Raw genomic sequence first — 13,322 nt, forward strand, 5'->3', positions numbered from 1 at the left:
CCTCAGACGTTCGCCGTTTCGACGCCCTGCTCTTCAGCAACGCCTCGAACTCCGCCTCGCTGAGTCGTTCGACAGCCTCCGCTTCGGCGTCGTCGACCTTCGTCGCACCGGGATTCTCGCCGGTGACGAGATAGTCGGTGTTGCCCGAGACGCTGCTCGTCGCCGACCCCCGTGGGCCTCGACCAGTTCCTGGGCCTCGCTTCGCGTGTACTCGTCGAGGCTGCCGGTAAAGACGACTGTCAGACCGTCAGCTCGTCGCCGCCGGACGTCTCGGCGGACTGTGGCTCGACGCCCTCTTTGCGGAGTGCGGCGATCACTGCGCGGTTCGCCTCGGAAGCGAAAAAGTCGTGGATCTCCCTGGCGACGACCTCGCCGACCTCGTCGACCGACCGGAGCGCGTCGACGTCCGCGTCCATTAGGGTATCTAGATCGCCGAACTCGCGGGCCAGTTCGCGGGCCGTCGCCGGTCCGACGTGGGGGACGCCGAGCGCAGAGAGGAACTCCGCGAGCGGGGGTTCGGTCGTCGCCTCGATGGCGTCGACCAGGTTCTGTGTGCTCTGCTCGCCCCAGCCCTCTAACTCGGCGAGTTCGTCGGGTGAGATCCGGTAGAGGTCGGGAAGCCCGTCGATCAGCCCGGCGTCGAGCAGCTGGCGAACCGTCCGCTCGCCCAGCCCCTCGATGTCGAGGCCGTCGTCGCTTCCGTAGTAGACGATCGACTCGCGCAGTTGGGCATCGCAGGCGATCCCTCCGGTGCAGTGGGCCATCGGACCGTCGCGCTCGACGGCGCTGTCACAGACCGGACAGGTCTCGGGAAACTCGAAGTGGCCGTCGTCCCCGTCTTCGAGCACCTCCGCGACCTGCGGGATCACGTCGCCCGCACGCTCGATGCGGACCCTGTCGCCGACGTCGACGCCCAGTCTGGCGATCTCGTCGGGGTTGTGGAGGCTGGCGCGGGCGACTGTGACGCCCCCACGTCCACCGGATCGAGCAGTGCGACCGGCGTCAGGCGGCCGGTGCGCCCGACCTGTACTGCGATCTCGCGAACCGTCGTCTCTTCGGTGCGTGCGGGGAACTTGTAGGCCATCGCCCAGCGGTAGTGTCGGGACGTCGCGCCGAGTGTCTCGCGCTGGTCCCGGTCGTTTACCTTGATCACGACGCCGTCGATCTCGTAGTTGAGGTCGTCGCGACGCTCCAGCATCCCGTCGCGGTACTCGATGGCTTCGTCGATCCCCTCGACGCGGGTCGTGTGTTCGTTGACACGCAGGCCGTACTCTGGGAGGGTCTCGTCCTCGGCGTAGCGGGTCTCCCACTCGCGACTCGCGTCGAGCACCTCGAAGAAGAAACAGTCCAGTGGGCGCTCCGCGACGACTGTCGGGTCGTGCTGACGGATCGTCCCCGCCGTCGCGTTCCGGGGATTCGCGAAGGGGTCCTCGCCGCGCTCGACGAGTTCGCGGTTGTACGCCTGAAAGGCGTCCCTGGGCATGTAGATCTCGCCGCGGACGGCCAGGAACTCGGGATAGTCGCCCGACAGTTGGAGTGGGATCGACCGGATCGTCCGGACGTTCGCGGTCACGTCGTCGCCCTCCTGACCGTCGCCGCGGGTGACAGCGCGCTCTAACTGGCCATCGTTGTAGACGACTTCGATCGAGATGCCGTCGAACTTCGGTTCGCAGACGTAGCTCACGTCGGCGAACTCGCTCTCGACGCGCTCGGCGAAGGCGCGGATCTCCTTGACGTCCTCGCTCCCCTCGATCGAGAGCATCGGCGCGACGTGCTCGACGGTGTCGAACGCCTCGACTGGCTCGCCGCCGACGCGCTGGGTCGGGCTCCCCTCTCGGTCGAGGTCGAACGTCTCTTCGAGCGTTTGTAGCCGCTCGAACAGGGCGTCGTAGGCCCTGTCTGCGATCACCGGGTCGGCCTCGAGGTAGTACTGTCGGTCGTGATATCGGATCGCCTCACGGAGCTGTTCGGCCTGCTCGCGTGCAGCCTCTCTGGAGAGCGACTCCACGGCCTCGAACTCCGTCTCTGGCTCCTCGATATACGGGTTGTCCTCGAGTGCTGGCGGCATCGCTCGGGAGTTTGGCCCCGTCGCTAAAAAAATCGATCATCCGGAGAGTCCGCTCGGCTTACTGCCAGTCGGATAGCTCCGCCGCGTCGGCTACGTCCATCGAAATCCACGCGCCGTCTCGGGTAATATCTGCGATCACGTACTCGCCGCCGTGACCGTCATCGTCGACCGTTCCCACGATCTCACGTGTGTCCGTCGACATCTCGCTGTAGCCTGACGTGGACATATCTGTAACTATCTTTCATACATCTATAAAGCCATCGGATTGATTTTGAATCTATCCCCTGCTCGAACCGGTTCGAGCCCGCTCTGAGCGTCCCGTCTCGGTCGGCGCTGGAAGCACGGAGTTTATGGCGGTTTTGCACGTACGCCGGTGTATGAATGTTTCCGACGCGATGACACCCCGTTCGGAGCTCGTCACGGTATCGCTTCCGGGCAGCCGCGACGACGCCCTGAGTACCTGCAGGATCGCGAGTTCTCTTCGCTTCCGGTCGTCAAAGAGTCCGACGGTGGCGAGGAGTACCGTGGCCTGGTCTCCCGCGAGAGCCTGATCGAACAGCCAGACGAGGACCAGCTTGCCCTGCTGATGGAGGAGGTCCCGACTATCGAACACGACGCGACCATCGAGCAACTCGCCGAACTGATGGCCACCGAAGGTGCCCGGCGTATTCCCGTCGTCGATGGTGAACTCGAAGGCATCGTCACGATCACCGACGTGATCCGCGCACTCGCGACCGGCGACATCGACACCGAGACCAGCGTCGAGCAGTTGGCGACGCGGGACATCAACACGACCTATCAGGATGCACCGCTTGCCGTCGGGATGCGAGAACTGTTCTACGCGAACGTTCCCTACGCCGTCGTGCTCGACGAGGCTGGCGACCCCACCGGCATGCTGACCGAGGTCGACATCCTGGATGTGGCCCGTGTCGTCGAGGAGGAAGAGCGGACGGGCAACAGTTTCGCGGATCAGGACAACGACTGGATGTGGGAGGGAATCAAGGGCGTCGGGAGCCGCTCGATGACGGTCCGGAACGTCGAACTTCCCGACGACAGCGTCGCCGACCTGATGACTGCGGACCTCGTGACTGTCTCGAAGAGCAAGAGTGTCAAGGAGGCCGCCCAGCGGATGATCACGCACGATATCGAGCAGATCCCGCTGGTCATCGGCGACCAACTCGTTGGCGTCGTCCGAGACATGGACTTGCTGGAGGCGCTGTATGACTGATACGGGCGAGAAACTCGTCGAACTCGCGAAACGACGGGGTTACTTCCTGCAGGCGTCGGGCGCCTACGGCGGCGTCTCCGGCTTCTACACGTTCGGTCCCCAGGGCGCGGCGCTCAAGGGGAACGTCGAGGAGGCCTGGCGTGACCGCTTCGCGGTCAGGGAGGGCAACCAGGAGATAGACGCACCGACGATCATGCCCGAACCCGTCTTCGAGGCGTCGGGCCATCTCGACACGTTCGACGACATGCTCGTCGAGTGTCGCGAGTGTGGCGAGAGCCACCGGGCCGACCACCTGATCGAGGACAACACCGACCTCGAGGACGCGGAAGCCATTCCGATTTCGGAAGTCGAGGACCTGATCGCCGAGCACGACCTGACCTGTCCGAACTGCGGGACCGGACTCGCGGGCCAGTCCGTCGAGAGCTTCAACCTCATGTTCGGCACGAACATCGGTCCTGGCGACGCCTCGCCGGGCTATCTGCGCCCGGAGACCGCCCAGGGTATCTTCGTCGAGTTCCCACAACTCAAAGAGTACGCCCGCAATCAGTTACCCTTCGGCGTCACGCAGATCGGCAAGGCCTACCGCAACGAGATCAGCCCGCGCAAGTCCGTTATCCGAACGCGGGAGTTCACGCAGGCCGAACTGGAACTGTTCATCGACCCCGACGAGGACGAACCCGACCTCGCCACGGTCGAGGACGTCGAGGTGACGCTCTACCCCGTCGCCGAGCAACAGGACGACGAGGGCGAACCGATCACGACGACGGTCGGCGAGGCCGTCGCGGACGGCACCATCGCCAGCGCGTGGATCGGTTACTATCTCGGTATTTCCCAACAGTGGTACGACCGCGTCGGCATCGATATGGACCGGTTCCGCTTCCGCCAGCACCTGCCCGGCGAACTCGCCCACTACTCGGCGGACTGCTGGGACGCCGAATCCGAACTCGATGGCGACTGGGTGGAACTCACCGGCTTCGCCTATCGGAGCGACTACGACCTGAGCAAACACGGCGAACACTCCGACGAGGAGTTCACGATCTTCAAGCAGTACGACGAACCGAAGACCGTCGAACGAGCGACGGTCGATCCCGATATGAGCTACCTCGGGCCCGAGTTCGGCGGCGCGGCCGGCGAGATTGCCGACGCGCTGGCGACACTCGCCGAGGAGGATCGCTCGGCGTTTGACGGCGAGACCGTCACGGTCTCCGCCGATGGCGAGGAGTACGCCATCCCGGTCGAGAAAACCGAGTTCACCGTCGAGGAGGTCACCGAGGCGGGCGAGCAGATCACGCCCCACGTCGTCGAGCCGTCGTTCGGTATCGACCGCGTGCTCTACACGATTCTCGCCCACAGTTACCGCGAGGACGAGGTCGACGGCGAGGAGCGCACCTACCTCGCGCTCGACCCCGAGGTCGCACCGACGTTCGTCGGCGTCTTCCCGCTCATGGACAAGGAAGGGCTGGGCGAACTCGCCGGCGATGTTGCCACCGACCTCCGCGAGGCGGGCCTCTCGGTCGCCTACGACGACTCCGGTGCGATCGGTCGCCGCTACCGCCGCCAGGACGAGGTCGGCACGCCCTTCTGCGTCACTGTGGACTACGAGGCGCTCGAAGAGGGTACCGTCACCGTTCGCGAGCGCGATTCGACCGAGCAGGTGAGGGTCTCTCTCGACGATCTGACCGAGACCCTTGCGGCGCTTCGCTCCGGCGACCTGTCCTTCGACGTACTCGCGGAGCGGTAGATGGCCGACGAACTCAAGCGCCGACTGTTCCACGCGAGCACCTCGATCATCCCGGTGTTGTACCTGCTTGACGTCCTGACGTGGGCGCAACTGGGCACCCTGATGCTCGTGGCGAGCGGTGGCACGATCCTGATCGAGGCAGTGCGCCTGTTCACGCCGCTCGATCTCTGGATCTTCGAGAAACTCACCCGCGAGTACGAGCAGGACGCGCTTGCCGGCTACGCGCTGGGGGTCTTCAGCATCACCGTTGTCGTGCTGGCGTTCGGGCCGCCGATCGGCGTCCCGGCGATACTGATGCTCACCATCGGCGACCCAGTGAGCGGGCTGCTCGGCTCCGACACACTCCGGACGGTCAAACATCCCCGCTCGCTGGCGGCGATGTTCGTCATCAGCCTCATCATCGCGTGGCCGTTTCTGCCCCCGTCGCGGCGGCCGTCGCCGCACTTGGCGCGATGGTCGCCGACGGCGTCAAGCCCCGGATCAGTGGGTTCGTCATCGACGACAACCTCACGATTCCCATCGTCGCCGGGTTCGCGGCGTACATCGGCGTCGAGTTCATGCCGACTGTCGTTTGAGTGGTTACCGCTCTTCCAGCGCTCTCCGTACGATTATCACCTCGCTCGCCGCCGAGCGCCCGACGCCCTCTGCAATGGAGCCAACGAGTTTCCGTCGGAGGAACGGGGCCCGTGTCGCTCCGAGGATCGTGAGGTCGTGTTTCGCGGTCTCGTCGGTGATCGCTCCCCCAACGTGGTCGTTCCGGAGGATCGCCGTATCGACGTCGACGTCTTCGGGGAGGATGGTGGCGCTCTCCCGGAGCAACTGTTCTGCTGTTTCGGTTGCCGAGTCGCCAACGTCGGACTGGAGAACGTGTACTGCCGGACGTCGGCATTGCGCTCTGGCGCGATTGTCCCGGCCAGTTCCACGGCGAGTTCGGCGTGTGGCCCCTCCGTGACGGGGACGAGTATCGAGTCGACGTCCCACTGGGGTCGTCGGATCCGCTTGACGAACACGTCACAGCGCGCTTCACCGAGGACGCGATCGATGAAACTCCCCAGCACGATGTCCCGGCGTCGCGGCCGTCCGCGCCATCCCAGCAGGAGCGCGTCGGCGTCGTGCTTATCAACCCCCCGACAATCCCCGTCGCGATGTCCCGCGCAAACCGGATCTGGGACTCGGCGGGGACGTCAGCGTCCTCGATCCGATTTCTCGCGTCGTCGAGCAACTGCTCTTCCTCGCCGTTCTCGAGGAGGCGATGGCCCTGAGTGAGTGGGACCTGTTCCGGTACTTCGACCACGTGTAGAACGAGGATATGCAGCGACTGACCGTTCGCGATATCGATCGCGGTATCTATTAGCCGGTCGACCGTCTCCGGGTTCCCGACGGGGAACAGAAGCGTGCCGGTGGCGCTCTCGGCTACCATACTATGATATCGTCACGCGACGGCATAAACCTCATAACCCCTAATCGAGCGGTCGTCAGTCGACGCGTTCGACGCCGCTGATCTCGAAACGTAGGCCGCCCGCCGTGCTCTCTGTCACCGACATCTCCCAGCCGTGTGCGGAAACGATCTGTTCGACGATTGCGAGCCCAAAGCCCGTCCCGTCCTCCGTCGAGGAGTAGCCCGGCTCGAAGATCCTGTCCTGGTCGGCTTCGGAGAGCCCATAGCCGGTATCTTCGACGTAGAACCCATCCCTGTCGGGGAGTTCGCCGACAGTGACCTGGAGTGGTTTGGTGTCGCCCTGTGGCCGACTGTTCGTGGAGCCATGCTCCACGCTGTCCTGACGAACCTGTGAGTCAGGGCCTGTCGAGCCGTGCTCGACAGCGTCGTCGGTCTGCGACCGACTGTTCGTGGTGCCATGCTCCACGCTATTCCGAAACAGGTTCTCCAACAACTGCGCGAGACGACTCCGATCGGCACGGATTGCCATCGATATTTCGCAGCAAGCGTCGCCTCGCTGTTCGCTACAACGGTCCAACACTGGGTAACGATGTCGTCTAGTACGACCCGATCGGTCTCGCCGACGGCCTCTCCCTGGCGCGCGAGCGTCAGGACGTCGTCGATCAGGCTATCCATCCGGTCGAGCGCCCACCGAATCTCCTCGGTATGGTGGCTCTCGGACTCGGCTTCGAGCAGGTCCAGTCGGGCGTTGGCCACGCTTAGCGGGTTCCTGAGGTCGTGGGAGACGACGCTCGCGAACTCGTCGAGGCGCTGGTTCTGTCGCCGTAGCTGTTGTTCTTTCTCCTTTCGGTCAGTCGCCTCACGGATGGTCACCAGCACGCCGTCGATCGGCTCGGTTCCGAGCAGGTTCTCCGTACGGGTCTCGAACCACCGCCACGTGCCATCGGCGTCCTCGGCCCGGAACTCGGTCGTCACGACCTCGTCCGGGGACGCTATCGCCTGCTGGAACCCCTTGATCGCTTTTTCCTGATCGTCCGGGTGGACGTGCTGGATCGGATCGTTCTTCGTCACAACCTGTGGCTCGTAGTCGACTGCTGGGGAGATCGGGCTCTGATACTGGACGGTCAAGTCCTCTCCGAGAACGAGTATCAAGTCGGGCGTGTGCTCGACGAAGAACTTGAACTGTTCGAGTTCGGCCTCCCGCTCTTTCCGCTCAGTTATGTCCGAGAAGAGCGTGATGAACCGTCCCGGCTTCGGCGAGAACACGGCGATCTCGTAGTGTCTGTCGAGAGGTTCGGAGTACTGCTCGAACCGCATCGGCTCCCCTCCGAGGGCGACCTCGCCGAAGGTCTCGATGAACCCCGTCTCTTCGATCCCGTCTATCGCGTCCGTCGCGCGCTGGCCGACGACCTCGTCAGCGTCGAGACCGGTCAACTGCCCGAACCGGTCGTTGACCCGTCTGTACACGTAATCGACCGGCGTACCCGCCTCGTCGGTGATGATATCTCTCACGCCGATCCCGTCCAGTGACTGCTCGAAGAGTCCTGTGAGCAGTTGCTCGGTCTCCCGAGCGTCAGTGACGTCGGTATACATCCACAGGTTCGCCTTCCCTTTCGGCAGTTCGTAGGGGACGTAGTCGCGTTCGATGATGCGGCCGTCCGTGAGGGCGAACTCCTCACCCCTGACTGGTTCGCGCGCCTCGAGGTGCTCGTCGATCGTCGTTACGAACTCCTCGCTCCGGCGAAATACGCCCTTGAGTTCGTCCGCCAGTCGTTCGCAGTCCGCCCCGACGAACTCCTCGGGAGACCTGTTCCCGCCGAACATCTCGGTGAGGCTTGCGTTGGCGGCGAGTATTTCTCGGGACTCGTCCTCGACGAGGATCCCCGCAGGCAGGTTCTCGATCAGGGTTTCCAGAACCGACCGGTGCTGTTCGAGTTCGCTCTCGGCCCGGTACTGTGTGACGGCGTTCTCGATCCGGTTGTGCAGTAACTCGAACTGCTCTGTCCCCGTCTCCTTTTGCAGATAGTCCGTCACCCCGGCCGAAATCGCCTCACCGGCGACCTGCTCGCTACCTTTGCCGGTGAACAACACGAAGGGGAGATCCGGATGGGTCTCGCGAACCGTCTGGAGGAACTCGATCCCGTTCCGGCCCGGCATGTCGTAGTCCGAGACGACGCAGTCGAACGTCTCCTCTTCTAGCGCCGATAGTCCTTCGTCGGCGCTAGCGGCCGTCTCGACGACGTAGCGCTCGTCGGCCCGCTCCAGATGAGTCGCTGTCAGCCCCGCGAAACGGGCTTCGTCGTCCACGTGTAATATCCGGACCGGTTCACCCATAGCGGCCTATTAGCTCACTCCAAATGATAACGCTTGTGGGTAATCCATATCCCTGTAGTCCGATCCGGATTCGATACTGGCGTCAACACCTTGCGAATTCGGTCGTTCGCGTACTGAAAATATATAACTTTACTTACATAAATCCACATCTCTTTAACTCATCGGTGACTGACACGGTGCAATGGCTTCGGCACAGATTGCGGAGGTGCTCGTCGGCATCTATCTCGGGCTGCTTGCCGGTATCTTCCCCGGGTTTATCGCCTTCTCGATCGGGTTTGGCTTCAAATATTTCACGAACGTCACCGTCCCCGGACTCGGTGTCGTCGTTCTGGGCGGCGCGCTGCCGGCATCTCCGGTGGTCTCATGGGGTTAGTGGATCCACAGTTGGCCGATAGCTGGACCGGGATCACCGCCGTACTGGTCATCCTGATGGCCTGCCTGTGGGCCCACGGGCAGGGTGACGCACTCGCGGCGGCGACCCCGCGCAGGCTTACACTCAGGTCGCTCCGGGAGAGTCGACTGTCGACCGATCTGATCGAGCGCGTTGATTCCTACGGACAGATCCGTATCCGTCCGGTCGGGGAGGTGCTCGACGTCGAGGGCTATCCGGCGCTGTCCGACAGCGTCCGGGAGGCGCTCCACGAGGACTCCTGGAAGTTCCCCGCGAGCCTCTCGTTGCCGGAACTCGAAAGCCGACTCGAAGAGCGGCTTACGACCGAGTACGAACTGGCCGCCGTCGCGGTGACGATAGACGAGCAGGGCCGGGCACAGATCGCCGCGGCACCGAGCGCGGCGGGCCTCTCCCGTCGCGTGCCCGCCGGGAAACGCGCCGTCTCGATCCGGACGCTCCTGCCGAGCGGGGTCGCGAGGGGCGATTCCGTGACGCTCCGGCTTCCCGACGGAGACGTCACCGGCCCGGTCGTGAGCGCCCGGACGAGCGGCGGGGAGCCCCGGACCACGGAGCAGAAACCGAACGTGGCGGGAGATGGGACGGCTGAGCCGGCCACTGCGGACGAGACCAATCCCCCCGTACCGTCGGCGCCGACGACTACCGGTGGCGAGGGGCAGGTCACCGTTGCGCTCCCTGCCGACGATGCCCGGCAAGTAATCCGGGCCGAGTTCGCGCCAACCGTCTTCCACTCGCGGGGCAAGCAACGGGAGTACGAGGCGATCGGCGTCCTCAAAGAGCACGGGAACCGGTTCCGGAAGGTGGTGCTCGCGGAGGGGAGTAGCCTCGTCGGGCAGACCATCGGGACGGCGCGGGTCCGCGATACGTACGGCGTCGCCATTCTGGGGATCCGCCGGTCGATGGAGCGTATCGTTGCCCCCGATGGCGGCACCGAGTTGCAGGCTGGCGACTCGCTGATCGTCGTCGGTCGACCGAATCAGCTACGCGAGTTCGAGGCGATGGGCCAATGAACTTCCTCACGATGCTCGTTTCGCATCCGCTCGTCGCGGCGGCGATCCGGATCGCCGGACTGGCGCTCCTCGCCGGCGCGGTGACGACGCTCGCGACCTACATGTATCGAGTCAGAGCCCGCACCGAACTACCCGAAGGCGCGACGCTCATCATTGGCCTCGGCGTGGTCGCGATCTACCTCAACACGCGCCTCGTCTTCGTCCAGTTCGTCGGTGGGACGGGTGATCCGTTCAGCGTCAGCGAGGCGCTCGTCAACGTCGGCGTGTTCGTCGTCGCCGGCATCGCGTCCTACGGCGGCCGGCGTCTCGGCGACTGGGCGGGTACGTCCGAGCGGATCTCCTGGGGGCGGTTGCAGCCGGATTTCAGTCCGATCGTGCGTGCGGCGGGTCGGTTCATCACCGTTACGCTTCCCGACGAAATCGACGACATCGAGGGGTACGATCCCGTCGAGGAGGAAACCAGACAGGCGCTCGCGGGGCGCAAACTCGATTTCCCGCGCGGACTCACGGTGACCGAACTGGAGTCAGGGTTGACGGCCCGACTCAAGGAGGGCCACGATATCGGCTACGTCGATGTCGACCTCGCGCTCGACGGCACCGTCGAGTATTTCGCGGTCGGCCGCCGGGTCGCGGGCATCGGTCCGACGCTCCCGCCGAAGACCGCCGCGGTCGCGGTTCGCGCCGATCCGCCGTTTAGCGCGACACCGGGCGACACCGTCCAGATCTGGGATGTGGCCGATGGACGGGACGAACGGATCGGGACGGCCGAACTGCGCGCGAGCGTCGACTCCGTCGCGACGCTGGCGACCGACGAGACGGTGGCCGCGCGGATCGACCCGACCACCGAGTACCGACTGATGACGCTCTCAGCCGATCCCCACCCCGACCGCGAGTTTGCGGCGATGCTCCGCCGGGGGAGGAGACGATGGGCGTCGTCGAAATCGGGGCGGACAGCCCGCTCGTCGGGAAACCGATCGGTGCCCTCGACGCGACGATCATCGCCGTCCGGAGCCACGGCGGTGCGGTCGAGACCATCCCGGAGCGCGAGCGTTCCATCGAGATCGGTGACGCTCTGTTCGCTATCGGTCGGCCCGACGAACTTCGAAACTGGAGGCCGCGAACGGGGTACAGATGGTCGATACCGACGACGAACTGGGGGTGCTGACGCGACTACCGATCCCCTGGGCTTCGATGCGACGTCCGCCGAAGCCCGCCAGCGAAAAGACGATTAAACAGTGTCGCGCACGTCGGGACGCCGGGAACCGTCCCGCCGGTGCTCAGTCCGCAGTTCCGGCCGCCGCTTCCTCGTCGACGAGAAACGGCTCCGCAAGCGTCCATAGCCAGTCCGCGTACTGCATCGCCAGCGTCCCGAGCACGCTCATTACCAGCACGTAGCCGACGGCTATCGAGGGGATCGTCTGCGTGATAGCGTCGCCCCATAACTCGGCGCTCGCGGCGGCCGCAACCGAGGCGATAATCAGCGAGAACTCGCCGCGAGTCGTCATCCCGCAGGCGACCCGGAACGAGCGGCGTTCGTCGAGGTCGTAGACACGTCCGGCGAGGTAGCCGGTGACGAACTTCGTCGGCCCCGAGAGCGCGACGGTCGCGAGTATCAGCCCCGTGACGGTCGCGTCGAGGAAGACGAACGGATCGGTGAGGAGTCCGATCCAGAAGAAAAACACCGCGGCGAAGACATCTCGGAGCGGGCGCAGTAGCTCCTCGATCTGGTGGACGTGATCCGTGCTCGAAAAACCCATTCCGATGAAGAAGGCCGCAACGGCCTCGCTGACGCCCAGCGCGAGTGCGACGCCGGCGGCGAGTACCGTGATCGCGACCGTTCGGAGTAGGGTGAGTTCGACCGAGTCGACCGCCAGGAACTGCTGGAAGTATTCTGTGCCGAAATAGACGACGACCACGAGGACGAACAGGACCGCAATCGCGAGCAGGATATCCGTGATCGCACCCGCGAGTCCGCCGGCACCCAGCACGATAGCGGTGACAACGGCGAGATACAGCGCGATGATCAGGTCCTCGTAGACGAGCGTGCCGAGCATCGCGCCGCTCTCGTCGTTGGCGATCCAGCCCAGATCGATCAGCGACTTGGTGATGATCGCGGACGAGGAGATGTAGACGATCCCGCCCAGCAGGATCGCTTCGACGAACCCGCCGAAGACGACGTAGCCGATCACCAGGCCGGGGAGGAAGTTCAACAGGTCGATCGTCCCGGCCCTGCCGATCCGCTCTCCGCTTTCGATGAGACGGTTCATACTGAACTCCAGACCGAGAAAAAGAGCAAAAAGACGATTCCGAGCTCCGCACCGAGGTGGATGAACTCGGACTCGGGATCGAGCCAGAGGTCGCCGCCCGAGATCGCCATCCCGACGGCGTCGATCGATAGCGTTCCGACGCTGCCCAGTACTGCCTCTCCCATCACGATCCCGGCGACCAGATAGAACGGGATCACCGACTGGCCGATCCTGTTCGCGAGCCCGCCCGCCACGGCGATGACCGCGAACATCACGCCGACGTGAATCAGCTCTAGCTCGGCCATCTATTGGCCGTCGTCCAGTTCGTCTTCGTCGAGCTCCTTGCCGCCGGCGAACTGTTCGAGTTTCCCGTGGCTCGCCCTGTCACCCAGCGCGACGAGCGTATCGTCGGCCTCGATGACGGTGTCTCCGGCGGGGCTCTCGATGGTCTCCTCGCCGCGCTGGATCGCGATAACCGACGCGCCAGTTCTGTTTCGCACCTGTGCTGCTTCTAGTGTCTTGCCGGCGAGTTCGGCGTCCTCGGTGACCTTCGCCCACTCGATCAGTGTATCCTCGCCGAGCGCCGTGCTGATATCAGTATCTCTGATCGGCTGAAAGTACGCCCCTTCCATGATCGTTCCCACCTGTCGGGCAAGCTTGTCCGATAGTTCGAACAGTTTCTCCGAGTCCGCATTCGGCGTCTCTCGAATGAACAACTCGCGCTTGCCGGTGTTGTGAATGACGATGACGAGCGTCTCTTCTCCCTGCAGATCGACCTCGAACTTCTTGCCGACGCCGGGGAGGTCGCTCTCGTGGACTACCATGCTGTGGTGATTGGACCCACCGGTCCTAAAGTCAGGGGGAACGGCTTCGGGGCCGGCGTGCGC

At 64.4% G+C, this 13,322-nt stretch carries 8 protein-coding genes and 5 pseudogenes; 6 read left to right on the plus strand and 7 right to left on the minus strand.

Annotated features, from left to right (window positions below; genetic code table 11):
- Window positions 1–25: 25 nt before the first annotated feature.
- Together ligA and ACFQH2_RS02640 are read right to left on the minus strand one after the other, a co-directional pair.
- Window positions 26–2,068 (minus strand): annotated as a pseudogene (gene ligA, locus ACFQH2_RS02635) (NAD-dependent DNA ligase LigA); the annotation flags it as partial.
- 58 nt (window positions 2,069–2,126) lie between these two features.
- Entirely contained in the window at window positions 2,127–2,270 is a 144-nt protein-coding gene (locus ACFQH2_RS02640; protein WP_377076428.1) for a DUF7556 family protein, read from the minus strand.
- Window positions 2,271–2,445: 175 nt separating this feature from the next.
- Between ACFQH2_RS02640 and ACFQH2_RS02645 the strand changes: the two are divergent.
- The 3 genes and pseudogenes from ACFQH2_RS02645 (at window position 2,446) to ACFQH2_RS02655 (ending at window position 5,612) form a co-directional block, all read left to right on the plus strand.
- Window positions 2,446–3,296 (plus strand): annotated as a pseudogene (locus tag ACFQH2_RS02645) (CBS domain-containing protein).
- Window positions 3,289–5,037: a glycine--tRNA ligase gene (gene glyS / locus ACFQH2_RS02650; protein WP_377056546.1), complete on the plus strand. Its 1,749-nt coding sequence runs from the start codon at window positions 3,289–3,291 to the stop codon at window positions 5,035–5,037. The pseudogene ACFQH2_RS02645 and the gene glyS overlap by 8 nt, the downstream one beginning before the upstream one ends.
- Window positions 5,038–5,612, plus strand: a pseudogene (locus ACFQH2_RS02655) (dolichol kinase). It begins immediately after the preceding gene.
- Window positions 5,613–5,616: 4 nt separating this feature from the next.
- Here the strand turns inward: ACFQH2_RS02655 and ACFQH2_RS02660 are convergent.
- From ACFQH2_RS02660 to ACFQH2_RS02670, 3 genes and pseudogenes are all read right to left on the minus strand, one after another.
- Window positions 5,617–5,856: a universal stress protein gene (locus ACFQH2_RS02660; RefSeq protein ID WP_377076429.1), complete on the minus strand. Its 240-nt coding sequence runs from the start codon at window positions 5,854–5,856 to the stop codon at window positions 5,617–5,619.
- Window positions 5,857–6,512: 656 nt separating this feature from the next.
- On the minus strand, window positions 6,513–6,965 hold the full coding sequence (locus ACFQH2_RS02665) for a sensor histidine kinase (protein WP_377076963.1): 453 nt from the start codon (window positions 6,963–6,965) through the stop codon (window positions 6,513–6,515).
- Window positions 6,966–7,078: 113 nt separating this feature from the next.
- A pseudogene (locus ACFQH2_RS02670) lies at window positions 7,079–8,770 on the minus strand (PAS domain-containing protein); the annotation flags it as partial.
- Window positions 8,771–8,951: 181 nt separating this feature from the next.
- On the opposite strand from ACFQH2_RS02670, the gene ACFQH2_RS02675 reads away from it, so the two are divergent.
- The 3 genes from ACFQH2_RS02675 to ACFQH2_RS02685 are packed head-to-tail and all read left to right on the plus strand — an operon-like array spanning window position 8,952 to window position 11,421.
- Window positions 8,952–9,143: a hypothetical protein gene (locus ACFQH2_RS02675; RefSeq protein ID WP_377076430.1), complete on the plus strand. Its 192-nt coding sequence runs from the start codon at window positions 8,952–8,954 to the stop codon at window positions 9,141–9,143.
- On the plus strand, window positions 9,143–10,189 hold the full coding sequence (locus tag ACFQH2_RS02680; RefSeq protein ID WP_377076431.1) for a TrkA C-terminal domain-containing protein: 1,047 nt from the start codon (window positions 9,143–9,145) through the stop codon (window positions 10,187–10,189). The genes ACFQH2_RS02675 and ACFQH2_RS02680 overlap by 1 nt, the downstream gene beginning before the upstream one ends.
- The gene (locus tag ACFQH2_RS02685; RefSeq protein WP_377076432.1) at window positions 10,186–11,421 is read left to right on the plus strand and encodes a potassium transporter TrkA; all 1,236 of its coding nucleotides are present in this window, start codon (window positions 10,186–10,188) and stop codon (window positions 11,419–11,421) included. Before ACFQH2_RS02680 ends, ACFQH2_RS02685 begins: the two co-directional genes overlap by 4 nt.
- Window positions 11,422–11,466: 45 nt before the next feature.
- On the opposite strand, the pseudogene ACFQH2_RS02690 reads toward ACFQH2_RS02685, so the two are convergent.
- Window positions 11,467–12,740 (minus strand): annotated as a pseudogene (locus ACFQH2_RS02690) (cation:proton antiporter).
- Window positions 12,741–13,259 carry a cation:proton antiporter regulatory subunit gene (locus ACFQH2_RS02695; RefSeq protein ID WP_377056560.1) on the minus strand — a complete coding sequence of 173 codons (519 nt, stop codon included), beginning with the start codon at window positions 13,257–13,259 and terminating at the stop codon, window positions 12,741–12,743.
- Between the last annotated feature and the right edge of the window lie 63 nt (window positions 13,260–13,322).

This window comes from Natronoarchaeum sp. GCM10025703, assembly GCF_042661985.1.
Taxonomy (GTDB): Archaea; Halobacteriota; Halobacteria; order Halobacteriales; family Natronoarchaeaceae; genus Natranaeroarchaeum.

Coding starts and splice junctions, on each gene's coding strand:
- ACFQH2_RS02640 (WP_377076428.1), bottom strand. CDS start 2,270: ATGTCGACGGACACACGTGAGATCGTGGGAACGGTCGACGATGACGGT.
- glyS (WP_377056546.1), top strand. CDS start 3,289: ATGACTGATACGGGCGAGAAACTCGTCGAACTCGCGAAACGACGGGGT.
- ACFQH2_RS02665 (WP_377076963.1), bottom strand. CDS start 6,965: ATGGCAATCCGTGCCGATCGGAGTCGTCTCGCGCAGTTGTTGGAGAAC.
- ACFQH2_RS02675 (WP_377076430.1), top strand. CDS start 8,952: ATGGCTTCGGCACAGATTGCGGAGGTGCTCGTCGGCATCTATCTCGGG.
- ACFQH2_RS02685 (WP_377076432.1), top strand. CDS start 10,186: ATGAACTTCCTCACGATGCTCGTTTCGCATCCGCTCGTCGCGGCGGCG.
- ACFQH2_RS02695 (WP_377056560.1), bottom strand. CDS start 13,259: ATGGTAGTCCACGAGAGCGACCTCCCCGGCGTCGGCAAGAAGTTCGAG.